27 protein-coding genes and 1 other annotated feature are annotated in these 26,903 nt (G+C 50.0%); of the genes, 2 read left to right on the top strand and 25 right to left on the bottom strand.

Features of this window, described 5'->3' with window-relative positions; all coding sequences use genetic code 11:
- Positions 1–90 precede the first annotated feature (90 nt).
- Both ACFSUF_RS10385 and lspA read right to left on the bottom strand, forming a co-directional pair.
- A complete protein-coding gene (locus tag ACFSUF_RS10385; RefSeq protein ID WP_377602647.1) occupies positions 91–1,029 on the bottom strand; it encodes an RluA family pseudouridine synthase in 939 nt (312 codons plus the stop codon).
- Positions 1,013–1,522, bottom strand: coding sequence for a signal peptidase II (lspA, locus tag ACFSUF_RS10380; RefSeq protein WP_377603148.1), 510 nt, complete (start codon positions 1,520–1,522; stop codon positions 1,013–1,015). The genes ACFSUF_RS10385 and lspA overlap by 17 nt, the downstream gene beginning before the upstream one ends.
- Before the next feature lie 131 nt (positions 1,523–1,653).
- Between lspA and ACFSUF_RS10375 the strand changes: the two genes are divergently transcribed.
- Entirely contained in the window at positions 1,654–2,409 is a 756-nt protein-coding gene (locus ACFSUF_RS10375; RefSeq protein WP_377602646.1) for a TraR/DksA C4-type zinc finger protein, read from the top strand.
- An 8-nt stretch (positions 2,410–2,417) separates the two neighbouring features.
- Here the strand turns inward: ACFSUF_RS10375 and ACFSUF_RS10370 are convergent, their stop codons facing one another.
- The 9 genes from ACFSUF_RS10370 to ACFSUF_RS10330 all read right to left on the bottom strand — a co-directional run bounded on the left by ACFSUF_RS10370 (position 2,418) and on the right by ACFSUF_RS10330 (position 10,031).
- On the bottom strand, positions 2,418–2,753 hold the full coding sequence (locus ACFSUF_RS10370; RefSeq protein ID WP_377602645.1) for a DUF5665 domain-containing protein: 336 nt from the start codon (positions 2,751–2,753) through the stop codon (positions 2,418–2,420).
- 107 nt (positions 2,754–2,860) lie between these two features.
- Positions 2,861–5,629 (bottom strand): isoleucine--tRNA ligase, encoded by a 2,769-nt coding sequence (ileS, locus tag ACFSUF_RS10365; RefSeq protein ID WP_377602643.1) that lies wholly within the window; start codon positions 5,627–5,629, stop codon positions 2,861–2,863.
- Positions 5,630–5,683: 54 nt separating this feature from the next.
- Positions 5,684–5,944: a binding site (T-box leader), on the bottom strand.
- Between the two features lie 87 nt (positions 5,945–6,031).
- Positions 6,032–6,514, bottom strand: coding sequence for a DivIVA domain-containing protein (locus ACFSUF_RS10360; RefSeq protein ID WP_377602641.1), 483 nt, complete (start codon positions 6,512–6,514; stop codon positions 6,032–6,034).
- 80 nt (positions 6,515–6,594) lie between these two features.
- A complete protein-coding gene (locus ACFSUF_RS10355; RefSeq protein WP_377602640.1) occupies positions 6,595–7,377 on the bottom strand; it encodes a YlmH family RNA-binding protein in 783 nt (260 codons plus the stop codon).
- 2 nt (positions 7,378–7,379) lie between these two features.
- Positions 7,380–7,655 (bottom strand): YggT family protein, encoded by a 276-nt coding sequence (locus tag ACFSUF_RS10350; RefSeq protein WP_377603147.1) that lies wholly within the window; start codon positions 7,653–7,655, stop codon positions 7,380–7,382.
- A 24-nt stretch (positions 7,656–7,679) separates the two neighbouring features.
- Complete coding sequence (locus tag ACFSUF_RS10345; RefSeq protein WP_377602638.1) at positions 7,680–8,108, bottom strand: cell division protein SepF; 429 nt, start codon at positions 8,106–8,108, stop codon at positions 7,680–7,682.
- 4 nt (positions 8,109–8,112) lie between these two features.
- On the bottom strand, positions 8,113–8,802 hold the full coding sequence (locus tag ACFSUF_RS10340) for a YggS family pyridoxal phosphate-dependent enzyme (protein ID WP_377602636.1): 690 nt from the start codon (positions 8,800–8,802) through the stop codon (positions 8,113–8,115).
- 3 nt (positions 8,803–8,805) lie between these two features.
- Positions 8,806–9,636: a peptidoglycan editing factor PgeF gene (gene pgeF / locus ACFSUF_RS10335; RefSeq protein ID WP_377602635.1), complete on the bottom strand. Its 831-nt coding sequence runs from the start codon at positions 9,634–9,636 to the stop codon at positions 8,806–8,808.
- Between the two features lie 104 nt (positions 9,637–9,740).
- Positions 9,741–10,031 carry a YlmC/YmxH family sporulation protein gene (locus ACFSUF_RS10330; protein WP_377602633.1) on the bottom strand — a complete coding sequence of 97 codons (291 nt, stop codon included), beginning with the start codon at positions 10,029–10,031 and terminating at the stop codon, positions 9,741–9,743.
- Positions 10,032–10,270: 239 nt separating this feature from the next.
- On the opposite strand from ACFSUF_RS10330, the gene ACFSUF_RS10325 reads away from it, so the two are divergent.
- On the top strand, positions 10,271–10,459 hold the full coding sequence (locus ACFSUF_RS10325) for a transcriptional regulator, SarA/Rot family (protein ID WP_377602631.1): 189 nt from the start codon (positions 10,271–10,273) through the stop codon (positions 10,457–10,459).
- Positions 10,460–10,557: 98 nt separating this feature from the next.
- On the opposite strand, the gene sigG is transcribed toward ACFSUF_RS10325, so the two are convergent.
- The 14 genes from sigG to ACFSUF_RS10255 all read right to left on the bottom strand — a co-directional run bounded on the left by sigG (position 10,558) and on the right by ACFSUF_RS10255 (position 26,840).
- On the bottom strand, positions 10,558–11,340 hold the full coding sequence (gene sigG / locus ACFSUF_RS10320; RefSeq protein ID WP_377602629.1) for an RNA polymerase sporulation sigma factor SigG: 783 nt from the start codon (positions 11,338–11,340) through the stop codon (positions 10,558–10,560).
- Between the two features lie 118 nt (positions 11,341–11,458).
- Positions 11,459–12,181, bottom strand: coding sequence for an RNA polymerase sporulation sigma factor SigE (gene sigE / locus ACFSUF_RS10315; protein ID WP_377602627.1), 723 nt, complete (start codon positions 12,179–12,181; stop codon positions 11,459–11,461).
- A 50-nt stretch (positions 12,182–12,231) separates the two neighbouring features.
- Positions 12,232–13,158, bottom strand: a complete 927-nt coding sequence (gene spoIIGA, locus ACFSUF_RS10310; protein ID WP_377602625.1) for a sigma-E processing peptidase SpoIIGA — start codon at positions 13,156–13,158, stop codon at positions 12,232–12,234.
- Positions 13,159–13,353: 195 nt separating this feature from the next.
- Positions 13,354–14,478, bottom strand: coding sequence for a cell division protein FtsZ (ftsZ, locus tag ACFSUF_RS10305; RefSeq protein ID WP_377602623.1), 1,125 nt, complete (start codon positions 14,476–14,478; stop codon positions 13,354–13,356).
- 50 nt (positions 14,479–14,528) lie between these two features.
- Complete coding sequence (ftsA, locus tag ACFSUF_RS10300; protein WP_377602622.1) at positions 14,529–15,767, bottom strand: cell division protein FtsA; 1,239 nt, start codon at positions 15,765–15,767, stop codon at positions 14,529–14,531.
- Positions 15,768–15,988: 221 nt separating this feature from the next.
- The gene (locus ACFSUF_RS10295) at positions 15,989–16,765 is read right to left on the bottom strand and encodes a cell division protein FtsQ/DivIB (protein WP_377602621.1); all 777 of its coding nucleotides are present in this window, start codon (positions 16,763–16,765) and stop codon (positions 15,989–15,991) included.
- 107 nt (positions 16,766–16,872) lie between these two features.
- Positions 16,873–18,165: a UDP-N-acetylglucosamine 1-carboxyvinyltransferase gene (gene murA / locus ACFSUF_RS10290; protein WP_377602619.1), complete on the bottom strand. Its 1,293-nt coding sequence runs from the start codon at positions 18,163–18,165 to the stop codon at positions 16,873–16,875.
- A 15-nt stretch (positions 18,166–18,180) separates the two neighbouring features.
- Positions 18,181–19,086: a UDP-N-acetylmuramate dehydrogenase gene (gene murB, locus ACFSUF_RS10285; protein WP_377602617.1), complete on the bottom strand. Its 906-nt coding sequence runs from the start codon at positions 19,084–19,086 to the stop codon at positions 18,181–18,183.
- A 156-nt stretch (positions 19,087–19,242) separates the two neighbouring features.
- Positions 19,243–20,346 (bottom strand): undecaprenyldiphospho-muramoylpentapeptide beta-N-acetylglucosaminyltransferase, encoded by a 1,104-nt coding sequence (gene murG / locus ACFSUF_RS10280; RefSeq protein ID WP_377602615.1) that lies wholly within the window; start codon positions 20,344–20,346, stop codon positions 19,243–19,245.
- A 5-nt stretch (positions 20,347–20,351) separates the two neighbouring features.
- The gene (gene spoVE / locus ACFSUF_RS10275; protein WP_377602614.1) at positions 20,352–21,449 is read right to left on the bottom strand and encodes a stage V sporulation protein E; all 1,098 of its coding nucleotides are present in this window, start codon (positions 21,447–21,449) and stop codon (positions 20,352–20,354) included.
- Positions 21,450–21,497: 48 nt separating this feature from the next.
- Positions 21,498–22,916, bottom strand: a complete 1,419-nt coding sequence (gene murD, locus ACFSUF_RS10270; protein WP_377602613.1) for a UDP-N-acetylmuramoyl-L-alanine--D-glutamate ligase — start codon at positions 22,914–22,916, stop codon at positions 21,498–21,500.
- Complete coding sequence (gene mraY / locus ACFSUF_RS10265; RefSeq protein WP_377602611.1) at positions 22,917–23,882, bottom strand: phospho-N-acetylmuramoyl-pentapeptide-transferase; 966 nt, start codon at positions 23,880–23,882, stop codon at positions 22,917–22,919. It lies immediately after the preceding gene.
- Positions 23,883–23,952: 70 nt separating this feature from the next.
- Positions 23,953–25,356, bottom strand: coding sequence for a UDP-N-acetylmuramoyl-tripeptide--D-alanyl-D-alanine ligase (locus ACFSUF_RS10260; protein ID WP_377602609.1), 1,404 nt, complete (start codon positions 25,354–25,356; stop codon positions 23,953–23,955).
- Entirely contained in the window at positions 25,353–26,840 is a 1,488-nt protein-coding gene (locus tag ACFSUF_RS10255; protein ID WP_377602607.1) for a UDP-N-acetylmuramoyl-L-alanyl-D-glutamate--2,6-diaminopimelate ligase, read from the bottom strand. The genes ACFSUF_RS10260 and ACFSUF_RS10255 overlap by 4 nt, the downstream gene beginning before the upstream one ends.
- Between the last annotated feature and the right edge of the window lie 63 nt (positions 26,841–26,903).

Raw genomic sequence — 26,903 nt, 5'->3', positions numbered from 1 at the left:
TATGAACGATAACAAGCCTTCATGGAATGGATTTTTTGGAGAAACATTTGTACTTTTGCGATACGGGTTGTCCATGAAAGGCATCACTTGTTAGCGGGAGCGGATTCGGTGAAGCACTTCCGCCATATCTCCCGGAATCGGAGCTTCAAACTCCAGGTATTCACCGGAACGCGGATGTACAAATCCTAAAAGGGCAGCGTGCAAAGCCTGTCCGTTCATAGTAATCCCTTTATTCCTGCCGTACATCGGATCCCCCACGATGGGATGCCCGATAAACTTCATATGAACCCTGATTTGATGGGTCCGGCCGGTCTCCAGCTTTAACTCTACCGTTGTATAATCGCCAAACCGTTCCATGACGAGGAAATGCGTGACCGCATGCTTGCTGTTCTTTTCCGTGACGGCAAACATTTTCCGGTCTCCGGCATCCCTTCCGATCGGTGCATCAATTGTTCCATGATCGTGCGAAATGTTTCCATGCACAATAGCCACATATTTGCGGGTAACCGTATGATCTTTCAGCTGTTTGGCCAGGGAGGCGTGGGCCTTGTCGTTTTTGGCAGCCATAATCAAGCCCGAAGTATCTTTGTCAATACGGTGTACAATCCCGGGCCTCAGTTCCCCGTTAATGCCGGATAAGTCTTTACAATGGTACATAAGCGCGTTTACAACCGTACCCGAGGCATGTCCCGGTGCCGGATGCACAACGAGGCCGCGCGGTTTGTTAATTACGATAACGTCTGCATCCTCGTATACGACTTCCAAAGGAATATCTTCAGGAACGATCTCTACCGCAGCAGGTTCCGGCATATCCAGTTCGATATTGTCGCCAGGAGCAATTTTGTAATTAGGCTTGACTTCTTTACCGTTTACCTTGACATGGCCGTCTTTAATCCATAACTGAACCTGGGACCGGGAAACATCCTCTTCTAAAGATTCCGTAACAAATTTATCGATTCTCTCGCCCGCATCCTGTTCCTGAGCGGACCATTCCTGCAATTCCCGCGTACCTTCACCCTTGTGCGTCATTGACCATCCCTCGTTTCTCTCTCCGCCAAGTTAAGAAGCTGTCCAGCAGGATCAGCCCAACCCCTATGACGATGCCCATGTCCGCAACATTAAAGATGGGATAAACATAGTAGACCGATTTACCAAAAATGGTGAAGTCGAACGTAAATTGGAAAAAGTCCACTACTTCTCCGTGAAGCGCACGATCGATAAAATTCCCCAAAGCGCCGCCCAAAATTAAACTCAACGCGGTTGGCATCAGTCTTTGCCTTTGACGGATGACCATTTGCATATACCATATGATTCCCGCCAAAATGACCGTAGTAATAATAATAAAGAACCATCGTTGATCCTGTAAAATGCCGAAGGCCGCTCCCCGGTTCCGATGCGAAGTAATAATGAAAAAATCATGGATGACGTGGAGATTTTCACCTATGGTTAAGTTGTTGACAATCCATCGTTTGGTCAGCTGATCCACCACAAATATCAGTAGTGCAATACCATAAAACAGCAGCATAGCCCACAATCCTTTACTTTTAAAATGATCACCTTAAACTTCCCTCATAACCAAGGAATCCCCTACTAAAAAAGACAACTTCGGCCCAAACTAACTCCAAGCCATCCGGTAAGGAGTTGAACTGTGGAATGAAGCAACTGGACAAGGAACAGCTCGCCGCGCTGCAACAATCACTTATGCATGAGAAGCAGGAGCTGGAGAGGCATTTCGAAATAAATGAAAATTTCAATCTAGGCGATTCCATGCGGGTTCAAACGAGCGAGTTGTCGAACTATGACAACCACCCGGGTGACCTTGGAACGGAAATGTTCGAGCGAGCCAAGGATATCGCGTTAAATGAAAACGCCGAGCGCCAACTGTACCAGGTTAACCAAGCTTTAGAAGCAATGGAATCCGGTACGTACGGCATTTGCCAATTATGCCATGCTGAGATCCCTTATGACCGTCTTGAGGCCATGCCAACGGCTATTTACTGCAAAGAACATGTCCCGGAACCGAATATTTCGGACCGCCGGCCCATTGAAGAGAAAATGTTAAATCCTCCATTCGGACGGACTAGCCTTGATGAATATGACAACAAAGACGAACAGAATCAGTTTGACGGAGAAGACGCTTGGCAAATTGTAGAAAGTTGGGGCAGTTCTAATTCACCTGCTATGCAAGAAGGCGACTTCATATCCGATTACGACAGCATGTACATTGAAGCAGACGAGAATGAAGGATACGTCGAGCCTATTGAAAGCTTCCTTGCCACGGATTTGTACGGCAATGAAGTGACCGTTGTCCGGAATCGTGAATATCGTAAATATTTGGCAAACCGCGAAGGGGAAGGTTTACTGGAACCGGACCGCTACGACGACGTAGACGAAGATCCTTACCGGTAACTTCAAATCTAAAATACCCTTCCATCAAGCTGGGCTTGCACAATACGTACCAAATCGGCGATAAAATCCCCGATAATCGGCAAATTCAATGCCCCTAATTTCCTTAGGAAAAGGACGGCAGCAGCTGCAAAAAACGTAAACCCTACACCATAACCGACCCCTCTGGAAACGCCGGCCAGTAAATTGCGGAAAATAAGTTTCCTGGGGCGGTTCATTAAATCCACATAGTCGGCAATTTGGGTTTTCTCCATGTTTTGCGCGATCCCGTTTAACCGTTCATTCAATTGACGCAGCAATGTGTCCGTATCCTGCGGGTCGCTCTTAGTCTGTTCGCCTCCGGCCAATGTGATGCCTCCTAATCAAGACGGGTAACGAGCTGCTCCATGGGATGTAATCCAAGGGCAGCTCGTTTATTTATTACCTGCTTTTATAGTCGGGTGCTAAAGCCCGATTATTCATGATGATGATTTGTTATGACCTCTGCACAGCGCAGGCAAAGGGTAGGATGCTCTTCGTTACTGCCTACTTCCGGAGTTACAATCCAGCAGCGTTCACATTTTTCCCCTTCCGCAACTTCAACCTTCACCTTCAAGGATGGGAAATCGGCAGCATCAGATGGAATTTCTGCATCGGATGGATGTACGGTAACACCGGACACGATAAACAGCTGCTCCAGTTCGCCCAGTTTCGATAACAATTCAGCTGCTTCCGCATTAGGATACAAATGCAGGGAGGCACTTAAGGAGTTTCCAATCACTTTGTCTTTCCGGGCTGTTTCAAGAGCTTTAAACACGTCCTCACGGAGCGCGATGAACTTTTCCCATTTGTCTTCAAGCTTAGGATCATACAAGGATGCATCCTCATTCGGCATATCCGCCAGTTGTGCACTAATGCCTTCAACCCCGGGGATGAATTTCCATACCTCGTCGGCTGTATGCGGCAAAATTGGAGCGATTAACTTAGTTATTGCCGTAAGTGCTTCATATAATACGGTTTGCGAAGCACGTCGGGCCGGTGCGTCAGGTGCGTTAACATACAGACGGTCTTTTACGATATCCAAATAGAATGCGCTCATCTCCACGGCGCAGAAATGGTGAACCGCTTGATACACGGTATGGAATTCATAAGCTTCATATGCCTTCAGCACTTTTCCGGTCATCCGGTTCAGACGAATCAGCGCAAACCGGTCCAACTCAGACAAATCGTTGACAGAAACTTTGTCTTTCGCAGGATCAAAACCGGCCAAGTTTCCAAGGAAGAAACGCAGAGTGTTACGGATTTTCCGATAGCCCTCCGAAATTTGTGTCAGGATGTTATCGGAGATTCGAACGTCGGACTGATAATCCACCGAAGAAACCCATAGGCGCAAAATGTCTGCTCCCAGACTGTTACATACTTTATTTGGATCTACAGTGTTGCCCAGTGACTTGGACATTTTGCGTCCTTCTCCGTCAAGAGTAAATCCGTGGCTTAGAATACTCTTATAAGGCGAGCGGCCGCGTGTGGCCACACCGGTAATGAGCGAAGAATTGTACCAACCGCGGTACTGGTCGGAACCTTCCAAATAAAGATCAGCCGGCCATTGCAGCGCTTCTCTAGTTTCCAGGACGCCTGCATGGCTGGAGCCCGAGTCAAACCATACGTCCATGATGTCAGTTTCTTTTCGGAATTCCTGGTGGTTGCATTCCGGACATGCCGTTCCTTCCGGAAGCAGCTCCTGCTCGCTCTTAGCAAACCACGCATCCGAACCTTCTTGTTCAAATACGCCTGCAATTTTCTCGATGGTCGCATCATTCACCAACGGATGGTTGCAGCTGCGGCAGTACATGATCGGAATCGGAACGCCCCACACCCGCTGACGCGAAATGCACCAGTCGCCGCGGTCTGCGATCATGTTGCCAAGGCGAACCTCGCCCCATGTCGGCGTCCATTTGATTTGTTTGATTTCGTCAAGCATATCCTGACGGAATTTGTCAATGGAAGCAAACCATTGCTCCGTTGCACGGTAGATCACCGGTTTCTTTGTACGCCAGTCATGTGCATATTGATGTTTAATGAAACCAAGCTTCAGCAAATGTCCGGAATGTTCCAGCATCTCTGTAATTTTTTTGTTCGCTTTATCGTAAAACTCCCCTTCAAATCCTGGAGCTTCCTTAGTAAACTTACCTTGATCATCGATCGGGCACAGCACGCCAAGGTTATACTTCTGGCCTACCGCAAAGTCTTCTTCCCCGTGACCGGGCGCGGTGTGTACGCATCCTGTACCGGCGTCCAGCGTAACATGATCACCCAGGATGATTACGGACTCCCTGTCATAGAACGGATGGCTGCAGGTGACGAATTCCAAATCGGCTCCGCTGATTTTTTGAATTACTTCTTCATCGGCCCAGTTCAATTCTTTGCTTACGGATTCCAAAAGCCCTTCCGCCAGGACAAACTTACGTCCATTGACGGCTGCAACCACGTAATCGAAGTCAGGGTTCACTGAAATAGCCAAGTTCGCAGGCAGCGTCCAAGGCGTTGTTGTCCAAATGACAACTTCGGCATCTTCCGGCAGCTTGCCTTTCGCATCCTTTACTTTGAAAGCAACGTAGATGGAGGGCGATGTTTTCTCCTGATACTCAATTTCAGCTTCCGCTAGGGCACTTTCGGAAGAAGGAGACCAATATACAGGTTTAAGACCCTTGTAGATATACCCCTTCTTCACCATATCGCCGAAAACGCGGATCTGCTGCGCTTCGTATTCCGGCTGCAGCGTAATATAAGGGTGCTCCCAATTTCCGCGGATGCCCAGACGCTGGAATTGAACTTTCTGCTTCTCCACCCAGTTCATCGCATATTCAGCGCAATACTTGCGGAATTCCAGCGCGCTCATCTTCTTGCGGTCTACTTTGCCGCTGTTAGCAATGGCCTGCTCGATAGGGAGACCATGCGTATCCCATCCTGGAACATAGGGAGCATCAAAGCCCTGCATCGTTTTGAAACGGACGATGATGTCTTTTAAAATTTTGTTCAGCGCGTGGCCGATATGAATATCGCCATTTGCGTAAGGAGGTCCGTCATGCAGAATAAACTTCGGCTTCCCCTTTTGCTTATCTTGCACCAGTTTATAAATATCCTGTTCTTTCCACCAATCCTGCACTTTCGGTTCGGCGTTCGGCAGATTGCCGCGCATCGGAAAATCGGTTTGGGGCAGGTTTAATGTTTTGCCGTAATCCATTTTGTCCACACTCCTATCTTTCTTTATTAAAACCAAAAAAACTTCTCCATCCCAGAAAGGGACGAGAAGTTTGCTCGCGGTACCACCCTCATAATAAGAAATGACCCCCGTGTTCGTAGGCGGCGGTTGTCTTATCACTCGATCATTGATAACGGAATGACCCGTTTCTCTTTATCCGGTTGCACTTAGGAAGCAGGCAGCGGTTCAAGAGACGCTCCTGGGTGATCTTCAATAAAATCCAGTGATTAGGCTCGCACCTGTTCCTAATTCGCTGACACTGTACCTTTATCTACTCGTCCCAGTCATCGCTTTGTAAGCTATGCACTATATTTGCTAAGTATACTATTCCAGCACACGCCAAGTCAATGCGGGCAGATGTCACGAAAGGAAGGCTGCTTAGGACTACTCAGCCGCTACCAGCCTGGATTCCTCAAGTGATTCCCAGCTTTCCTCTTTCAAAAGCTCAAGCTGCGCTTCCACCAGAGAACGGAACCTCGTACGGTATATCGAAGCCTGCTTCTTAAGCTCTTCCACTTCAATTGCAATCGAGCGGGATTTCGCAAGCGCGTCATTAATAATCCGGTCCGCATTCTTCTCCGCTTCTTTCACAATCAGCTGAGCTTCTTTCTTGGAATTCGTCTTAACTTCGTCGGCCGCGTTCTGAGCGACAATAATCGTTTTGCTAAGTGTATCTTCAATGGTCATGAAATGATTCAGTTTCTCCTGAAGGCCGAGAATCTGCCCCTGCAGATCTTTATTCTCCCGGATCAACGCCTCGTAGTCCTTGATAACCTGGTCCAGAAACTCATTGACTTCGTCCTCATCATAGCCCCGCAGTCGTCTTCCGAATTCCTTATTGTGTATGTCCAATGGCGTTAACGGCATTGGTGCACCTCCTAGTACGAATAGAAACTTTCTTTGCTTCCTCAAGATTTCGACAGCACACCCTAAATTCCTGCAAACGTTTAGGCATATTTTCCGATTTTGACTCGAACTCTGCCTTTTTTGGTCATGCCTTCGATCTCAAGCACTTTAAATCTCCCGAAACCTTGCAGTGATACAACGTCGCCTTCCTTCAGCTGTTTAGAAGGATTCTCTTCCACTTTCCAATTTACACGGCAGCGTCCGGCTTGAATCGGGGCTAAAATTTTCGTTCTGCTCAGCCTGTACACATCGCTGACAATCCCGTCCAAGCGCAAAGAAGCCACCGACAGGTTCAGTTCTTCGAACTTCACTTCCGCCGTCTTCAGACGGTCCGCAGGAAGGATTTCCGTGAGAACATGGACACGGTGGACTTGCTGTAACTGCAAATGAAAATAAGAAACGATGTCGTCTGAAACAAGAATGTGACACCCGGTATCATGTACATGAATGTCGCCGATCTTATCCCGTTTAATCCCCAAGCTTAAAATCGAACCCATGTAGTCTCCGTGCTGAAGATCCGTAATCTTGCTGTCATCCGAAGTGATGGACAGAACAGAGATCGAGGCAGGAATATCATCGGGATCGCGATAGTCCGGGGCGATGACCGCCCTTCTTCGTTCCGCTTCCTCATAGCCGCCGTCCAGGCGATACACCACATTCCCGCTTCGGTTAGCAAGCGACTCGAGGATAACGGCCTGCCTGGGATCCAGAAAATCCGTCAGCTTCACCTGATGGTTCTCCGCAGCCCTCTCGATCCATTCCGAAGCGCGGTCAACGAATCCGCGCTCATCCGGATGGAAATGCACATGAATATCTGCTGCCATCATCAGTACCCTGGAATATAGCTCAGCACAACATTAAGCCCTGCCTGAACAAGCGGAAGCACAAGAATCGCAACGATCGGGGAAAGGTCGAGCATGCCTCCGATCGGAGGAATAAATCTCCGGAAGATGGACAGATAAGGCTCTACAATCTTCCCAAGCAACTCACCGATGAAGCTGTCTCTTACGTTCGGCAGCCAGGAGAGGAGAACATAAGCGATAATTAAATAGCGGTAAACCGTAAATAGTGTGTTTATAAACAATTGGATCTCCAAGCCTATTCACCTCAGAAGTTAATATAAAATCTAGTCGGCCAAGATGTCTGTGATGGTCCCTTGAATTTCCACGGTGTCCGGTGTACAGACGAAAATATTCGGACCCACTTTCGAAATATTCCCATTCAGAGCATATACTGTTCCGCTCAGGAAATCAACGATCCGCATAGCCTGGTCGGGCCGTACCCGCTGCAAATTGACCAAGACCGGCTTTCTGGAGCGCAAGTGATCTGCGATTTCCTGAGATTCGTCATACGTGCGAGGTTCGCATAACACGAACCTGGTTTGCTGTTTCTGGGAATGAAGGCTCACGACATTCTGAGCTGCCTTCTGTTGTTTACGTGCCTCAAACGCTGAGGTTTCAACTTCCTCTTCTTGAGTCACGAATTTTTCGCGCTCAATAATTTCTTCCTCGTCCTGAAGTCCGAAGAAATTCATAAACCGGTTCATTACACTCATCCCTTTATTCCTCCTCTTTCCCTACTAGAACGGTGCCCAATCGCAACCAGGTCGCTCCTTCTTCTACGGCCACTTCAAAATCGTTTGACATCCCCATTGAAAGCTCAGTCACAGGTGCGGCAAGAATCTTACGTTCGTTCAGTTCGTCTCTCAGGGAACGAAGTCCCGCAAATACAGGGCGGGTTGCCTCCGGTTCCGATTCATAGGGTGCCATGGTCATCAAGCCGGCAACATGAATTCTGTCCAGCGTGCGAAGCTGCTCCGCAAAAGAGAACAACTCACCGGGAGGTAATCCGAATTTGGATTCTTCTCCCGAGACGTTTACCTGAATAAAACAATTGACGCTGATATCCAACGCATCCGCCTTTTTATGTAGTTCTTTCGCGAGCGAGAGCCTGTCCAGCGAATGAATGTAGTCAAATCTGCCTACCACTTCTTTAACCTTGTTGGTCTGCAGGTGACCCAAGAAATGCCACGAAGCCTTTGATCCGATCGCTTCCCATTTGGGTTGAGCGTCCTGCCAACGGTTTTCCCCGACATTCGTTAAGCCCGCTTCCACTGCGCGAATAGTTGTGTCTAAAGATACATATTTCGTTACTGCGGCAACTTTCACGCTGTTACGCTGACGGCCGCTTCGCGCGCATGCAGCCCGGATACGCTGCTCTACATTTTGCATTCGTTGTTGTAAACTCATCCCTTAACCCTCTTTTGTCATTGCAATCCAGCTCGCCATTCGTCCAGTCATCCCATTCTCTTTCCGATGGGAAAAGAACAAGTCTGTCCGGCAACCGGTACACCACTTCGATATTTCGATATGACTCGGCAAAATTCCTGCTTTTCTCAAAATTTGTCGGTTAATTCCCTTCAGATCGACTTTATATTTCCCGCTGCCTAAATCCTCATAATGCGGTTCTTCTAGCTGAAGACTGCGAACCTTAGCTATCACCGTCTCATCCACTTCATAACAGCATGCTCCGATCGAAGGGCCGATTGCTGTAAGGATATCCTCAGGACGCGAGCCGTATGCAGAATGCATGGCCTCCACGGTGTTGGATGCTATCTCCTGAACGGTTCCTTTCCAGCCAGCATGAGCTAATCCTGCCGCTTTTTGAACAGGATCGAAAAACAGAATAGGAACACAATCCGCATAAAAAGAAGTTAGCAGCACACCCGTAACATTCGTAATGAGTGCGTCCGTATCCTGAACGGCATTCTCCCGTGAAAGACGTCCGGCTCCTATATCCGATGCTTCCACTATGGTAACAGTATTGCCGTGAACCTGTTCTCCGCAAGTCCAGGAACCGGCAGGCAAGCCTAATGCTTCCGCCAGCAGTGTCCGGTTCCGAATCACCGACTCATCCTCGTCATTCACATGGAGAGCGCAGTTTAACGAACCATAAGGCTGCTTGCTAACGCCCCCGCTCCTTGAGGTAAAACCTGCTGTAACCTCCGGGTGCGCATTCATCCAGGAGTTTATATAAAATAAAGACATGTTCTCATTCACTGCGGTATGTACAAATGGTTCCATGGAATCCCCTCCGTGTTTCAGTGTATCACAAACCTGCCTGAAGATGAAAAAGCACACGTAACCGGGCATGGACCGGATACACGTGTGCTGCATGGCAGAGCCGCTTACCTGCTGCGCTGATAATCGATGGGAACTTCGTCATCCTGAGTCCGGTATGTTTTCATATCATCCAGCTTAACCAGCACCACATCTGCTCCGATCTTGACAATATTCCGCCATGGAATGACCAGATCCGTCCCGCCGCCGAACAACCCGAAAAATTTACTGGCATTCGGCACAACGATCGAATCGATTCTCCCCTGCCGCAAGTCAAGTTCCAGATCGCTGATTTGACCAAGTTTCTTGCCATCCACAATATTAATAACGTCCTTCGTTTGAAAATCCGATATTTTCATCCGAATCACCACTGCTTTGCTAGAATGGGTTTCTCACGGAGCAAGCCGATGCCTATCCACTACCTAATATATGTGTAACCTAAGTAAAATGTCCATAAAAAGAAAAAACGGCACTAACTGCAAAAAAAATCGCAACAATGCTGTGCAGGACATGAGCACTGAATTTCAACATGAATTAGAAAGCATAACATTACAAAGACAAAATTTCTTATGATGCGGCTCATACAACAGAAGGAACAGTGCAAGGTCATCGATATCTTACGAAAGCTTCAGCTTTCTTCGGGCGCACTACCATAATGTTGAGCCAGCTGGAGGAAGACGGGTTCATTACACGCAAGCGCAGCGAAGAGGACCGCCGCATCGTCTGGCTGACGCTCACGGACGAAGGACAGAAAAGATTACATCCGCGATCGGCAGTGTCCGCATAGCAGCTGCCGCCTCTTCTAAAACAAACAAGGCCTAAATAGTGCAGACACAACAAAGCCCGGCGGCCGCCGGGCTTATTTTTCGAAGTTTGGAAACACGGTTACGATTTTACATGCTTCTGCATTTGCGATATTGCCGACTTCTCCAGCCGTGACACCTGGGCTTGCGAGATGCCGATCTCATCGGCAACCTCCATCTGCGTCTTTCCCTCGAAAAACCGCATGGAGAGTATCATTTTCTCCCGGTCGTTCAGCTTCCGCATCGCTTCGCGCAAGGCAATTTCTTCAATCCAGGATACATCCTTGTTCTTGTCGTCGCTGATTTGATCCATGACATAAATCGGGTCCCCGCCGTCATGATAAATCGGTTCGAACAACGAGACCGGATCCTGGATGGCATCCAAAGCAAAAACAACATCTTCCTTTGGTACGTTTAACGCCTCGGAAATCTCGAAAATGGTCGGTTCCCGCGAATTCATATTGGTCAAGCTGTCTCTTACCTGCAGCGCTTTGTAAGCTATATCCCTAAGCGAACGGGATACACGGATCGGGTTGTTGTCCCTTAGATAACGGCGGATTTCGCCGATAATCATCGGAACCGCATAGGTCGAAAATTTCACATTTTGGCCTAAGTCAAAATTGTCAATGGCTTTCATCAGGCCGATACAGCCGACTTGAAACAGGTCGTCGACGAACTCACCCCGGTTGTTAAATCTTTGGATGACACTCAGAACCAGTCGAAGGTTCCCGTTCACCAATTTCTCTCTTGATGCTCGTTCGTTCTGGGTTTGCAGGCTGACAAACAGCTCACGCATTTCGGCATTCGTTAATACCGGCAGCTTTGCCGTGTCCACACCGCAGATCTCAACTTTGTTTCGGGTCAACGTGACTACCTCCCAAGGAGAAACATTAATGTTAATTATCCCCGAGGCCGTCTTTTTTATTCCAAAAATTAACCCGTTGACCCGCCGTATAAAGCTTGTCTGAATAGGACATGAGCAGCTAAACCATCTTGTTGAATTCCTTGCGCAGCCGCTTGATAATCCGCTTTTCCAGCCTGGAAATATACGATTGAGAAATGCCGAGCAGATCGGCTACATCTTTCTGTGTTTTTTCTTCCCCATCGGTTAAACCGAAGCGGAGCTCCATAATGACGCGCTCCCGGTCTGATAATTTATCCAATGCTTTATGTAGCAGTTTCCGGTCCACCTGTTCTTCGATGTTTCGGTAAATTGTATCGTTTTCAGTGCCCAGAACATCCGAAAGAAGCAGTTCGTTTCCGTCCCAGTCAATGTTCAATGGCTCATCAAAAGATACTTCCGTGCGAATTTTGCTGTTGCGCCTAAGGTACATCAATATTTCATTCTCAATGCAGCGGGAAGCATACGTGGCCAGCTTTATCTTTTTTTCCGGATCGAATGTATTTACCGCTTTAATTAGCCCGATGGCACCGATCGACACCAGATCCTCGATATTTATGCCAGTGTTTTCAAACTTTCTAGCTATGTACACAACAAGACGCAAATTCCGCTCGATCAGCATAGCGCGGATTGCCGCATCTCCTGTCGTAAGCTTGCCTAGTAAATATTCCTCTTCTTCACGGGTCAACGGCGGCGGCAGCGCTTCGCTTCCACCGATATAATAGATCTCTTCGGATTTGATTCCAAGCTTCATCAGGATACGGTAGTACCAAACGGAGAGCTTCATCTTCAACTTTAGAAACATGTTTCTTTCCTCCTAAGTCGATCAGTATCGGTTATTTAGCATACGGAGTGCTAGGCCTCGCTTACCAGTGCAGGATGTATGATCGCATGGTATACACCCTCTGCCGACAGTTTGCCGCCATCCAGACCAATCAGTACTTTCGTGGCTTCAATTACCTTGCCGGAGAGACAAATGGTTACTTTATCGGGCTTTATTGCGAGCATAAACTGGGTTCCCCGGTTTAATCCCCGGTAAGGCACCAAACGGAGACGGTCCTGCCAAGGAAAGTCCTCCTGTCCGATGGCGGAGATGATCTCATCGATTTCAGAATCGCGGATCCGTTTCATCCAGGCTTCCGGCAGGTGTTCTTTCCATGCTTCTGCTTCCATGATCATAACCGGTGTTCGCGTTAACGGATCGTAAAGGTGATTTCCTGTATCAATCAATCCAGTACAAACCGATTCATGGCTGTCAATCAGCACCGACACTTCAGCCATGTGTTCCGCTTCCGTGTCCTGCTTCTTCTTGGCTGCAAAGACTATCCGGTACAGCAGAGCCGACAGCATCAGGAATATGACCACAAAGAAAAAACCTACTTGAAGCCGGAAAGAGAATCCGGTCTGAGAAACGAGGATACCGTTCCATACTTCGTTTGAATTTTGAAACAGGTAATACGCTCCAACAATCCCCCCGGCTGCTGCAAAGTTAATACAGTAAAAGGCACCTGTATTTTTTGCAAACCGCCCCAGGCTTCCATATCCGAATGCGATGAGCATCATCACGAGGGACAACATAAACTTAATGAGAAACGTAAATAAAAAGGATAACGAAGGAATCAGCATAAAAATCACATAAGAAGCGCCAACCGTTGAAGAAAGCAACAGCCTCCACAGCTTGGGCTTCAAGTGGCGGGTCTTGGCGGTCAGCAGCAGCAAAAGCGCGTCAATCAGCAGGTTAAACAGGAATATCAGGTCCGCATAGACTACCACGAAGCTCATCACCCTACCATTTCCTTGCGGTCTTTCATACCAATCGCTTCCAGCTGTTAACCTATGAGCCTAGTATATCGAAAGCTTATTCCAAAGTCTGTCTAAACATGCCGAGAATCTGTAGGTTTTTTTGTCGAAATAGAAGGTGTCTAAAATGCAAAAGAAACCCTCACTATGGAAGTGAGAGTTTCGCTTATGTGCTGTTTATCTGTCGTTATTTCTGCGGTTGCGCAGGAATGTAGGGATATCCAGCTGGTCTTGTGAAATGGAAGGACTCGCCGGTTTGTTAAAACCGGGGTTCACATACTTCTGCTCTTCCGTCTCAGCCTGCGGCTGCTGTTGTGCAAGCGGCTTGCGCTGCAGGTAGGCAGCAGGCTTATGTTCAAAGCCTGTGGCGATAACCGTAACTTTAATGTCGTCCTTCATGTTCTCGTCAATGATCGCACCGAAGATCATGTTCACATCCGGATCGGATGCCGAAATCACAATCTCAGCCGCCTCATTCACTTCGTACAAGCTGAGATTCGCTCCGCCTGTAATGTTCATGATTACTCCGCGGGCACCGTCAATCGACGTTTCCAGCAGCGGGCTCATAATGGCTTTCTTAGCAGCTTCCGCAGCACGGTTTTCCCCTGTTGCCTGGCCGATTCCCATCAGTGCCGAACCGCGTTCGGTCATGATCGTCTTTACATCCGCAAAGTCAAGATTGATAAGTCCAGGTACCGCAATCAGATCGGAGATGCCTTGAACCGCCTGGCGAAGTACATTGTCCGCTTCCCGGAACGCTTCCAGCATCGGTGTCTTCTTGTCGACGATCTCAAGTAACCGGTCATTAGGAATGACGATCAGGGTATCAACCTTCTCTTTCAGTGCCTCGATCCCCTGTTCTGCTTGAGAAGCGCGCTTGCGGCCCTCGAAAGTGAACGGACGCGTAACTACGCCTACAGTAAGAGCACCGCATTCTTTCGCGATTTCCGCAATCACCGGCGCCGCACCTGTACCTGTTCCTCCGCCCATACCGGCAGTAACGAATACCATATCCGCTCCGCGAAGGGTATTCATAATGTTCTCTCTGGACTCCTCGGCCGCTTTCTTGCCGACCTCCGGATTCGCTCCCGCGCCAAGTCCCCGGGTCAGCTTGTCCCCAAGCTGCAGCTTATGCTCCGACTTCGCAAGGTGAAGAGCCTGGGCATCCGTGTTCACCGTAATGAACTCTACGCCTTTCACACCGTTCTCGATCATCCGGTTCACAGCGTTGCTTCCGCCGCCGCCGACCCCAATGACCTTTATCTGAGCCAATTGGTCTAATTCAAAATCAAATTCCAGCATATTAATTCATGTCCCCCTAACTCAGCATTCGTGTCCGTCATAATTCGAACCTATATGAATTCGCTAAAATAATTCTTCATACGCTCCATAAAGCCCGGTTTCGCAGGAGCTGCCGCTTTGCGCGAAGCTGCTTTCTTCGGCGCGATAGCGGTCCCGCGGTTTTTCATGAATTTAGTAACAAAATGGATGATGCCTACACCGCTTGTAAACGCCGGATCGCGAACCCCAATAAAATCCGGTACAGCAATCCTGACGGATGTGGCCAGTTCTTCCTGGGCAATGGTCAGCATGCCTGGCATCGATACCGTACCGCCGGTTAACACGTAACCTCCGGCCAGATCAGCATACCCTAACCGGTTTACTTCTTCGCGAATTAATTGAAAAATCTCTTGTACGCGCGGTTCGATGATATTGGACAGGTCCACCTGGGAGAACTCTTTGTCCACATTGCTGCCGATGCGGTTTACCTTAAACACTTGATCAGCTGCAGCATCGGAGATGACGGCACAGCCGTATTTCAACTTAATTTTCTCTGCATACTCCGCATGCGTGCGCAGACCGATGGAAATATCGTTAGTAATATACTCCCCGCCGATCGGCAGCGTAGATGTGGCTGTCAAGTTGCCTTGCTCGAACACGGAAATCGTGGTCGCACCCGCTCCGATATCCACCAGAACAGTGCCCATTGATTTCTCATCTTTGGACAATGTCAGCTGGCCCGAAGCAAGTGACATTAAAATAAGGCCTGTTACTTTCAGGCCCGCTCTTTCTACACAGCGGAGAAGATTATGTATCGCCATCTTCGAACCTGTAATGATAGTTGCTTCTACTTCCAAACGTACGCCGATCATGCCGCGGGGATCCTGAATGCCTTCCAGGCCGTCCACCACGTATTGCTTTGGCACTATGCCGATAATTTCGCGTTCCGGGGGAAGAGCGATGACTCTTGCCGCCTGTATGACCCTGTCGATGTCCTCGTCGCCGATTTCCCGGTCCTCATTCGAGACGGCAACTACGCCGTGGCTCGACTGCAGTGCAATATGATTCCCGGTAATGCCTACTGCTACTTCGGATATTTGAATGCCTACCATCCGTTCCGCATGGTCAATGCTGTTCCGGATAGACTGCACAGTCTGGTCAATATCAACGATGGCTCCCTTGCGAATGCCTTCCGAGTCGGCCGATCCAACTCCAATAATATTAATGGTTCCATTAGTTATCTCACCAATAATAGCACGTACTTTGGATGTACCGATGTCCAAACTAACAATGATGTCATTGCTGCTCAATCCTTGGCACCTCCTGTTTCATCAATAAAAAGGGTGAAAAAATCAAAAAGCCTTTGTACATATTCAACACGGCACTTATATTCCCTCTTTTTTTCTACAAAATTTTTGTGCTGGACTTCCTTCACTCATTCCGTCCAAATCCCGTACAAAAAAAACAAAAATACGCCGTGCATGTGAATGCGGATTCTTAGATAACTCTCTAATTCTACCATTATACAGATCTATTGAGTAGTATCATTTTGGGAATTCTCATCCCCGGACGAAGCTTCCGGCACGTACGGCGTATAAAAGTCCGCTTCCAGCATCGTAATCCTGCCAGGTTCCTGACCGTCGATGACGGCATTTATGTACTCCGCTTTCTGCGGCAAGTAAGAAATGGTAGTCGACACTTCGAATCTGGAGCGAGTGTAAAGCAGTATCCGGTCAGGGTAAGCATTTGAAGGATCGGGTTTAATCTCGGAAATATCGGACAACAGTCCGTCCTGCACCTTCGCCAGCGCTAGGCACAATTTCTTCATCAGCGCTTCTTTGCCGTCCCATCCGGAAAGTACAGGCTTATCCAAGGTTACCCGGTTCGTCTTCGGAATCACAGTGCCGCCGCCTGATAAAATAGCCATTAATTTACCCTCTTTAGGCGACAATTGAAACGCTACCGTCTTCTGTTCCCGGATCTCTATTAGAATATACCCGGGAAACTTCTTATGAATCACTACTTGCTCAATTGGCAGTAATTGGCCGATACGCCGCTTCATCGCTCCGGAGGTTGTCCCGAAAAACTGGTCGCCGACCTTTACGTCCAAGGCCTGGCTGATTTCTTGTGTAGTTAAATAATGATTGCCTTTAATTTCAATCGTCTTGACCTTGCTGAAGGAAGAACGGAAGAATAGAATGGCCAGCAGCACCATAAATAAAAAGAGAAGAAGATATAAAAGCTTTCTGCTGCCCCGACGCTTTACTTTCTGCTCCCTCAGCACCGGCAGCTGCGTAATGTTCGCCAAGCGTGTTCCACCTTCCTATAGGCAAGTATCCCGGGAAAGCCTTGCGTCCCCTCTTCCAACTACAAGAGGGGACGACACTGGCCGGCCTATATTCAATCCCTTGATCGTTACTGATTGTTCAACCTCCGAAGAAGCGGCTGCGATGCAGGTGACCGGCGTTCGATCGTGGCTCCGAGATGCTGGAAGATCTGCTCGATCCGGTCGTAACCGCGGTCAATGTGATGAATCTGCTCGACAACGGTAATTCCGGTCGCCGCGAGTCCCGCAATAACCAGTGCTGCGCCGGCACGCAAATCGGTCGCCTCTACCGTTGCGCCATACAACCGGGGTACGCCCCGGATAAATGCTGAGCCCATATCTACTGAAATGTCCGCACCCATTCTTGAGAGTTCGTCGACATGTTTGAAGCGGCCCTCAAAAATCGTTTCTTTCATGATGCTGACTCCGTCAGCCAGGCATAACAGCACCATAACCTGAGACTGAAGGTCCGTCGGAAATGCCGGGTAAGGCGAGGTTACGATCCGTTCCACCGGCTTCGGACGGGTATGACAGCCTACCGTTATTATATCACCATCCACGGCGATCTGAACACCCGCCCGCTTGAGCACATGCATAGCCGACGTCAAATGCCCCGGATTTACATTCTGAAGCGTAATACTGCCGCGGGTAGCAGCGGCAGCTACCATAAGCGTTCCCGCAACGATACGGTCGGGAATCACGCTGTATACGCAAGGTGTCAGCTCGCTTACACCCTCAATCGTGATCGTGTCCGTACCCGCTCCGATAATCTTGGCGCCCATGCTGTTAAGGAAGTGCTGCAAATCCTGAATTTCCGGCTCTCTGGCGGCATTGGTGATCGTTGTAATCCCTTCCGCTTTCACGGCCGCCATCATAATATTTTCCGTAGCGCCGACACTTGGAAAATCCAATACGATATCCGCGCCGGTCAATTGGGCTGCCTTGCAGATCAGCCGGTTTTCCTCTTCCACGATTTCGGCGCCGAGCGCTTCAAGCCCTTTTAAGTGAAGGTCTATTTTGCGCTCTCCGATCGCGCATCCGCCAGGCTGATAGATCTGGACCTCTCCAAACCTGGCAAGCAGCGGGCCCATCAGAAAAATAGACGATCTCATCTGGCCCATTAAATCTTCAGGTATATGCGCCGTATGCACATCAGAAGTGTCAAGGGTAACCGTCTGCAGACGGTGTTCCGTCTTGCAGCCAATACGCTCAAGTATATTCAGCATCGTCTGAATATCCAGCAGGTCGGGAACGTTCTCGATCACATGCGTTCCTTCGGCCATTACGCTAGCTGCAAGTATCGGCAGTGCGGCGTTTTTGGCTCCGTGAATGCGAATGGTACCTGATAATGGTTTCCCGCCTTCAATCACCAACTTATCCAATGTCTCACCTCCGATTTACCGCTCACCCACCACCAAAACTTCAGGAACAAGCTCTACGCCGAACCTCGCTTTTACAGCGTCCTTCACTTGTGCCATCAGGGTGAGAACGTCACTGGCCTTCGCCTTGCCGGTGTTGACGATGAAATTGGCATGCTGGACCGACACTTCCGCATCGCCTACGCGCAAGCCCTTCAGTCCGGCTTCCTCGATTAGCTTAGCGGCAAACGTGCCCGGCGGATTCCGGAATACGCTGCCGGCACAAGCCAGCTGCAGAGGCTGCGTTTTCAGCCGCCGGTCTTTGTAGGATGCCATTGCGGCAGCAATCTCTTTGCGGTCACCGAAGCTCAGCTCAAACGTCGCTTCCGTAACCAGCCCCCGCTGCTCATGCAGAACGGAGTGCCGGTAGTCGAACTTCAAGTCTTCCGGCTGCCATTGCCTTAGTTCACCTGTTTCCGTCAAGATTTCGGCACTTGTAAGAATGCGTGACACATCAGACCCGTGGGCTCCTGCGTTCATATAGACGGCGCCGCCTACAGTGCCCGGAATCCCCCCTGCAAATTCCAGGCCGGTCAATCCCTGCTTTCCCGCCATAATCGAGAGCTTGATAAACGAATATGAAGCGCCCGCGACGGCAATGTTCCCTTCGAACCGGACATAATCCAAACCTTCTCCAAGCTTGATGACGACCCCGCGGATCCCTTTATCGGAAACGAGCATATTGGAGCCCCTTCCGATGGCGGACCATGGAATGCCGTGGCTGTGAAGAATGCGTACCGCTTGAACCAGCTGGTCTTTCGTGTGGGGAACAATCAAAACATCGGCCGGGCCGCCTATTTTCCATGTTGTGAATTCTGCAAGTGATTTGTTTACTAGTACATCTCCTATATTCGCGGCTTTCAATTCAGAAATGGCCTGCTGCATGGGACGAACCTCCTTCATAGAACATCAAAGGGTTGGCGTGTGACGCCTGTTAAACCCGCGTTCCATCTGGGTGACTGTCACGTTTATGGGATAGTCTATGTCAGTTTGCTCACGAGTGTGACAATCGCCCAGACGTACTTTCCATCCTGTTTCATTCTAACGGACAAGCCGTTTCATTTCTTCCAAAAGCAGCTGAGCCGCGTCCCGCTGGCCGAGTTTTAACGACTGGCTCGACATGCTTTCCGACCTGCCCGGATTCTCTACGATCGAGCCGATCGCTTGGCTCAGTGTGCTTCCATTCAGTTCCTTCTCCAGGATCAGGACGGATGCCTGCTCCTTTTCCATCCATCTGGCATTCGCCTCCTGATGGTTATTCGTTACGTAAGGGGACGGGATCAGAATCGACGGGATGCCTAATGATGTAATTTCCGATAAAAACGACGCTCCCGCCCTGCTGACGATCAGGCTTGTTGCCGCCAGAACTTCGGGCATATTGTATACGAACGGCAGCACATGAAGATTGGACGGCGACGTGCCTGCCGTCTGTTTAATCTTGAGCAGCACGGCTTCATAATGAGCTTCCCCGGTAACATAAACAAAATGGGTACCCTTAAACCGGCCGATATCCGGGAGCATGCTCATAAACGCTTCATTGATAGCACGCGCCCCTCTGCTTCCGCCGACGATGACAACGATTTGGCTGCCGGACGGCAGCCCCAACGTGGCAAATCCCCGTTCTGCGTCTGCATTTGCGACGACGGTTGCACGGGGATTACCGGTATAAACGGCACGCTTGGCTGCCGGGAAATTGGATTCCGAACCCTTAAAACTTACCGCAACGGTTGAAACATAGCGGCTCAAAAATTTATTAGTCAAACCGGGAATTACATTTTGCTCATGGACAAGTGTAGGAATGCCTGAACGAGCCGCCGCATAAACGACCGGACCGCAAACATAACCGCCAGTACCGACTACGATATCGGGCTTAAATTTGCGCAGAAGCTCTTTGGAGCGGCTGACGCCTTTCACAAACCTCATTACCGTCCGCACATTGTCAAGCGACAGCTTCCGTTTGAAACCCGTGATTTCAATGGATTCAAAAGGAATTCCTTCCTTAGGGATAATATCTCTTTCCAACCCCCGGGAGGTGCCGATATACAGAAACTCGGCATCCGGGAACTCCTTCAGACATTGTCTGGCAACGGCCACAGCCGGGTAAATATGCCCCCCTGTACCGCCGCCAGTTAAGACGACGCGCATAGAATTCACCTCGAATACCGGGATATGTTAAGTAAAATGCCTAAACAAGTTAGCATCAGCGTAAGGGAGGATCCCCCGTAACTAATCAGCGGCAGTGTAATACCCGTTACCGGGAACATGCCGATGACGACGCCTATATTAATTACGACTTGAATGGCAATCATGCCGACGATCCCTACGGCGAGCAAGCTTCCGAAGGTATCAGGCGCTGTTATGGCCGTGCGCATGCCCCTCCAAACCAGAACAAGGAACAAAGCCAGGACCGTAATGCCGCCGATAAAGCCGAGTTCTTCCGCAATAATTGAGAAAATAAAGTCCGTTTGAGGCTCCGGAAGATAACTGTATTTCTGTCTGCTCATCCCAAGACCAAGTCCGACAAGACCGCCGGGTCCGACCGCGTAAAGCGACTGAATGGCCTGATAGCCTGCACCCAAAGGGTCGCTCCACGGATCCAGGAATGCGGTAATCCGCTTCAGCCGATAAGGAGCGGCCAAAATCAGACCGACGAATCCGGCTATCCCGACCAAAGCCAAGGAGCCTAAATGGAGCATTCTCGCACCGGCTACATAAATAATTAAAATCGATGCCCCTACCATGACCGCCCCGGTTCCAAGATCCGGCTGCAGCATAATTAAGCCGAACGCCAGCCCCATAATTCCAAGCGGAGGAAGCAAGCCTTTCGTAAACTGCGTAATCTTCGATTGTTCTTCCGATAACAGCTTGGACAGAAAAATAACCATGCCCAGCTTCATAAATTCGGACGGCTGAATGCCGAACGACGAAATGCCCAGCCAGCTTCGCGCACCGCCGCGGACAACCCCTACTCCAGGAATCAGGACGAGAATCAACAGACCGAAGCATACGATCAGGCCGACCTTCGCCACTTTCTTCCATACCCAGTAATCAGTGTTCATCGTGAAATACATCGCTACTAAGCCGAGTCCTGCAAAAAAGAGCTGGCGTTTCAGAAAATAGAATGAATCTCCGAAATTATGAAAGGCCAGCACGCTGCTGGCGCTGTACACCATCACAACCCCGATTCCCAGGATGGCCAGCAGGGGGATTAAAATCCAGATGTCCGGAGCGGAACGTGTCTTAGGCATGGACGCAAGCACCTCTTCATATCGATGTAGGGCTTGTTTTACGCCCTATTACAGACTATGCACCGATTTTTTAAAAATGCGTCCGCGCTCCTCGAAGGAAGAGAACATGTCCCAGCTTGCGCATGCAGGCGACAACAGGACGATATCGCCCTCTTCAGCGAAGGCCGCCGCTTGCCGCACCGCAGCATCCAGAACCTCGGCCGCATTCTCCCCAGTATCGACGGATTCCATCGAACTGATTCCTGCCAGCCTGGCGATGTTCAGGATTTTAATACGGGTCTCGCCGAGCGTGACGACGGCTTTGACCTTGTTTTCAAAGATGGGCAGCAGCTCCATATAATCGGAGCCGCGGTCCAAACCGCCCGCGATCAGCACGATCGGGCGGTCCAGCGATTGCACCGCCGAGATGGTGGCGGTGGCGTTCGTGGCTTTGGAGTTGTTGTAGTAGGTGACACCGTTCACCTCTGCAACAAACTCCAGGCGGTGTTCGACGCCGCGGAACGCTGCGAGTTCCGCGGCAATCGCCGCCAGCGGCGCGCCGGCGGCAAGGCTGATCGCAGCCGCAGCCAGCGCGTTCGCCGCGTTAAACGTGCCGGCCACGCCGAGATCCCTCGCAGGAAGGATCTCGTGCTCGGCACCGGCGCGGTCGCGGTACACGAGGCGGCGTTCGCCGAGGGATTCGCCAGCAGCCATCGGCGGCTGCAGGAAGACGCCGCATTCGAGCTCTTCGTGCACAGAGAACGGCAGAAGCTGCGCTTTCAGCGAACCGGCAAGCTCACGGCAGACTGCGTCGTCCCAGTTCAATACTGCCGTATCTTCGGCTGTCTGGTTAGCAAACAGCTTCGCTTTAGAAGCAACGTAATCTTCCATCGTGCCGTGATAATCCAGGTGAGTCTCTGCCAAATTAAGCAGGCAGGCAATACGCGGACGAAACTGGTCCGTTCCTTTCAGCTGAAAACTGCTTAGTTCGACAACCATCCAGTTGTCCGGTTCCGCTTCTAACGACGCTTCTGTCAATGCCCTGCCGATATTACCCGCTACAACAGGCTTCAGTCCAGCGCGCTCCAGAATTCCCCCTACCCATGTAGTGGTCGTGGTCTTGCCGTTAGATCCCGTGATGCCGATCATCGGCGCAGGGCTGAGCCTGTATGCAACCTCCACTTCCGTCACGACCTCAATGCCTAGACGCAAAGCATCCGCCACAGGAGGTGCGGTGTAAGGAATACCCGGGTTTTTGACCACCAAAGCAACGCCCTCATGCACGAGGCCCTCCGGATGACCGCCGCATAGAACAGAAATACCCAAAGCCGACAACTCGCCGGCCTCGGGACATTCGGAGCGCTCTTTTCTATCGTTGACCGTAACTTTCGCCCCTAGGTCATGAAACACCTTGGCGACGCTGACGCCTGATTTGGCTAAACCGAGAACGATGACCTGCTGATTCTCATATTCCGAAGGATGTTTCATCTAGTTCAACCCCTCATTGATGTAAAGTCCGACAGCCGCAAGAAACAGCCCTACGGTCCAGAACGTCAGGACCACTCTCCACTCCGACCATCCGGACAATTCGAAGTGATGGTGGATCGGGCTCATTTTGAACACACGCTTGCCTCTCGTTTTGAAAGAGACGACCTGGATAATCACGGACAGCATTTCTACTACAAAAACGCCGCCTACCACAATCAGGAGAAGTTCCGTTTTCGTAATAAAAGCAACTGCCGCCAGCCCTCCGCCGATGCCCAGCGAGCCGGCATCTCCCATGAAGACTTTGGCCGGGTGGGCGTTAAACACGAGAAAACCAAGAACCGCTCCGATCATGGCCGCCGAGAAAATGCCAGCTTCCCACTCGGTATGCATCATTGCGATTACCGCAAAGGCACCGAAGGCAATAGCGCTGATGCCAGACAGAAGTCCGTCCACACCGTCGGTAAAGTTCACCGCATTGGACATGGCCAGCATGGTGAATACAACAAACGGATAGTAAAGCCATCCAAGATCAATGGAATAATGAAGGCCTGGAATTGCGATTGCCGTACTGTGGCCACTCATGTTCAACAGGTAACACACTACAATCGCAAAGAAAAGCTGTCCGATCAGTTTCTGCTTGGCTGTAAGGCCTAAAGAACGCTTGAACACAATTTTAATATAATCATCCAAAAAACCGATCAGCCCGTAACCTAAACAGGCTACAAGCAAAATATAAAAATCGGCGTTATGTTCCGAAAAACGGAAAAAAGCCAGTGTCAGGGCGACCATGATAATAATGCCGCCCATCGTAGGCGTGCCGGCTTTCTTCAAGTGTGTCTGCGGCCCGTCGTTCCGGATCTGCTGGCCGAACTTCAGGCGGCGCAGCAGCGGAATGAACAACGGCCCCAAAATCACCGCCAGGACGAAAGAGACGCCCATCGTTAACAGAATCAGTTTAAAATCCACAACTTAACCCCCTGTGCAAATACAACAAACAAAACCTAAATGCGCATGCAGCTTCATTACAGAAATCTTTCTAAAAATGAAGTTCAGACAGTCCGTTTACGACATCTTCCAGCTTCATGCCCCGCGATCCTTTGACAAGTACGATATCCACATCGGGCTCAACAATGGAGGCAATTTTCTTTACGATGTCTTCTTTAGAATCGAAGGCCTGAACCCGTCCGGCCGGATATTGCTTCTCCGCCTCTTCAGCGATCAGCTTTGCAAGCTCCCCGTAGGTATAGACGTAATCGATCAGATGCGGTTGCAGGCCCCTGCCTATTTCCCTATGAAAATCCGCTTCCTCGCTTCCCAGCTCCAGCATATCCCCAAGTACGGCAATCTTCTTGCGGTATCCGCTTAAATCCTCCAGCAGGCGAAGTGCGGCTTTCGTAGAAGTAGGGCTAGCATTATAAGCATCGTTAAGAATGGTCAGCCCTGTCTTTCCTTTAACGATTTCGATCCGCATCCCCGTAACCTTCAGATCCTTGAGCCCCTTGGCAATATCCGCCTCGCTGACCCCCATGTACTTCGATACGGCAATTGCTGCCAGCGCATTGGAGACATTATGGATTCCAAGCATCGGAATAAAGAAAGCGCTGGAATTGGGCAGATTTAAGGTAAACCGGGTACCATCGCCGTCCGTCATGACGCCGACCGGATATAAATCGTTTGTGTCCCCCATTCCAAAACGGAACCGAAGCATTTCCTCAGGCAGGTCAAGCTGTTTCAGCCCTTCCTCCAGAAGCGGTTCATCCCCGTTATAAACCAGCAGGCCGTCTGCTTTTAATCCTGCAGTAATTTCAAGCTTCGCTTCCGCGATCGCTTTGCGGGAACCTAATTGAAGCAGGTGCGATTCTCCGATATTCGTAATCAAAGCCGCTTCGGGTCCGGCAATGGAGGACAGCAGATCAATTTCTCCGCGCCCGCTCATCCCCATCTCAATGACCGCCATCTCCGTGTCCTCTTCCAACTGCAGCAGCGTGAGCGGCAGGCCGATGTGGTTGTTGAAATTGCCTTGGGTTTTATGAACTTTGTAAGTAGTGGAGAGAATTGCTGCGACCATATCCTTGGTAGTCGTTTTCCCGTTAGATCCCGTAACTCCGATAACCCGCACAGGAAGCTGAGCCCGGTAGGAGGCTGCCAGCTGCTGCAGTGCTTCGAGTGTGTTGTCGACTAGTACCAAAGGCAGATGTTCAGGCGCTTCCCCTTCACCGGTTTCCCAGAAAGCAAGAGCTGCCCCCATGCCAAGTGCATCCTCGACAAAATGATGTCCGTTAAAGTTCTCGCCCTTTAACGGGATAAACAATTGGCCGGGCTCAATTTTGCGGGAATCGGTCGTTACACCTTCGATCGTATGATCATTGACTTGTTCGGCTGCAGGGGACAGTGTTCCCCCGCTTAGCTGCGCAATTTGCGCAAAGGTACGTTTTATCACTTTACAAGACCCCTTAATGCTTCTTTGGCTACCAGGCGGTCATCAAAATCATGAGTGACCCCGTTAATAATCTGGTAGGTTTCATGGCCTTTCCCCGCAATCAATACTACATCGGCCGGGCTTGCCATATCAATAGCCTTCTGTATCGCTGCTTTGCGGTCTACAATCAGCTCATAACGCTCTTTGGCTACTTGGTCTTCCTTCAATCCGGCTTCAATATCGTCCAATATCCGTTCCGGGTTTTCTGAACGGGGATTGTCGGAGGTGACCAGAATTCTGTCTGCGTATTTTGCCGCGATTTTCCCCATGATCGGGCGCTTCGTCCGGTCCCGGTCGCCGCCGCAACCGAACACACAGATCACTTCGCCCTCTGCAAATTCCCTGACGGTAGCCAGCACGTTTTCCAAACCGTCCGGAGTGTGGGCATAATCGACAATAACAGCAAACTCCTGCCCGCCGTCCACAGCCTCAACCCGGCCGTCAACACCTTTTACCGATTCCAGGCTTTCTTTCAGCTGCTCAAGAGGAATGCCTTCGATCAACCCTGCAGCCATCGCGGCAAGTGCATTGTATACGTTAAACTTACCGAGCATCTGCAGCTGCACAGACTCTGTCCCTACCGGAGTTTCTACTGTGAAAGCCGTCCCTTTGGAAGTAATCCGGATATGGGAAGCCCGCACGTCCGCAGCTTGATCGATACCGTATGTAATGACTTCAGCCGCTGTAATGGAAGCAAACACGGATGAGGCTTCATCGTCCGCATTGAGCACCGCATATTTGCGGTCAGACGGATCGGACGAGAAAGAATTCCCCAACCGGGAGAAGAACAAGCCTTTCGCGTCTCTGTACTTATCCATCGTAGCATGGTAATCCAGATGATCCTGAGTCAGGTTGGTAAAAATGGCCGTCCGGAAGTCGCAGCCCTTTACCCGGCCCTGCTCCAATGCATGGGAGGAAACTTCCATGACGCACGCCTCTGTCCCCGCTTCCACCATCTGATGAAAGCGAGTCTGCAGCTCCAAAGCTTCCGGCGTTGTTCCGTTCATATCGTACATTTGATCTGCGATTTTCATCCGGATCGTTCCGATTAAGCCGGTCCGCGTGTTGCGATCAGTCAAGATCTTGTCGATCAGATAGGTTGTCGTCGTTTTCCCGTTCGTCCCGGTCACGCCTATCAGATTCAGTTTGCTGCTGGGATATCCATAGAAATGCGCGGCCATGGCAGCCATAGCAAAGCGGGTGTCCTTCACTTTGACAGTAGGAACGTCGATCCCTACATCCTGCTGTACGACTAGTGCCGCCGCTCCCTGTTCTACGGCTTTCACCGCGTAATCATGGCCGTTCACCGTGTGCCCGGGAAGACAGATAAAGAGGTCTCCCGGCTTCACTTTTCGGGAATCAGTTTGGATCCCGGTAATAACGGTATCCTCTTTCCCCTCTACTTTGGCTATCATCAGGCACGAGGCAAGTTCTTTAAGCTGCATTGACAATTCCTCCGATTTCATTTGCTCCTATTGCTATTATAGACCAAAAGGGAAAAGTAAGAA

The sequence above is a fragment of the Paenibacillus gansuensis genome (assembly GCF_042684925.1).
In the GTDB taxonomy this organism is placed as follows: domain Bacteria; phylum Bacillota; class Bacilli; order Paenibacillales; family DY6; genus Paenibacillus_N; species Paenibacillus_N gansuensis.
The sequence above is the reverse complement of the archived record's forward strand: the minus strand, read 5'-3'. Positions and strand labels throughout refer to the sequence as shown.

Bases quoted from the DNA above. Each gene is read 5' to 3' on its own strand.
- murG (WP_377602615.1), bottom strand. From the start codon at position 20,346: ATGCGCGTCGTCTTAACTGGCGGCGGTACAGGGGGGCATATTTACCCG.
- pgeF (WP_377602635.1), bottom strand. From the start codon at position 9,636: ATGGAACCATTTGTACATACCGCAGTGAATGAGAACATGTCTTTATTT.
- ACFSUF_RS10345 (WP_377602638.1), bottom strand. From the start codon at position 8,108: ATGAGTGTAATGAACCGGTTTATGAATTTCTTCGGACTTCAGGACGAG.
- ACFSUF_RS10255 (WP_377602607.1), bottom strand. From the start codon at position 26,840: ATGCAGCTTAAAGAACTTGCCTCGTGCCTGATGATAGCCAAAGTAGAG.
- murB (WP_377602617.1), bottom strand. From the start codon at position 19,086: ATGCAGCAGGCCATTTCTGAATTGAAAGCCGCGAATATAGGAGATGTA.
- ACFSUF_RS10355 (WP_377602640.1), bottom strand. From the start codon at position 7,377: ATGGCAGCAGATATTCATGTGCATTTCCATCCGGATGAGCGCGGATTC.
- ACFSUF_RS10340 (WP_377602636.1), bottom strand. From the start codon at position 8,802: ATGAGTTTACAACAACGAATGCAAAATGTAGAGCAGCGTATCCGGGCT.
- ACFSUF_RS10375 (WP_377602646.1), top strand. From the start codon at position 1,654: ATGAAGCAACTGGACAAGGAACAGCTCGCCGCGCTGCAACAATCACTT.
- murD (WP_377602613.1), bottom strand. From the start codon at position 22,916: ATGAAACATCCTTCGGAATATGAGAATCAGCAGGTCATCGTTCTCGGT.
- ftsZ (WP_377602623.1), bottom strand. From the start codon at position 14,478: ATGCTGGAATTTGATTTTGAATTAGACCAATTGGCTCAGATAAAGGTC.
- sigE (WP_377602627.1), bottom strand. From the start codon at position 12,181: ATGTTTCTAAAGTTGAAGATGAAGCTCTCCGTTTGGTACTACCGTATC.
- spoVE (WP_377602614.1), bottom strand. From the start codon at position 21,449: ATGCCTAAGACACGTTCCGCTCCGGACATCTGGATTTTAATCCCCCTG.
- ACFSUF_RS10330 (WP_377602633.1), bottom strand. From the start codon at position 10,031: ATGAAAATATCGGATTTTCAAACGAAGGACGTTATTAATATTGTGGAT.
- ACFSUF_RS10385 (WP_377602647.1), bottom strand. From the start codon at position 1,029: ATGACGCACAAGGGTGAAGGTACGCGGGAATTGCAGGAATGGTCCGCT.
- spoIIGA (WP_377602625.1), bottom strand. From the start codon at position 13,158: ATGAGCTTCGTGGTAGTCTATGCGGACCTGATATTCCTGTTTAACCTG.
- ACFSUF_RS10360 (WP_377602641.1), bottom strand. From the start codon at position 6,514: ATGCCGTTAACGCCATTGGACATACACAATAAGGAATTCGGAAGACGA.
- ileS (WP_377602643.1), bottom strand. From the start codon at position 5,629: ATGGATTACGGCAAAACATTAAACCTGCCCCAAACCGATTTTCCGATG.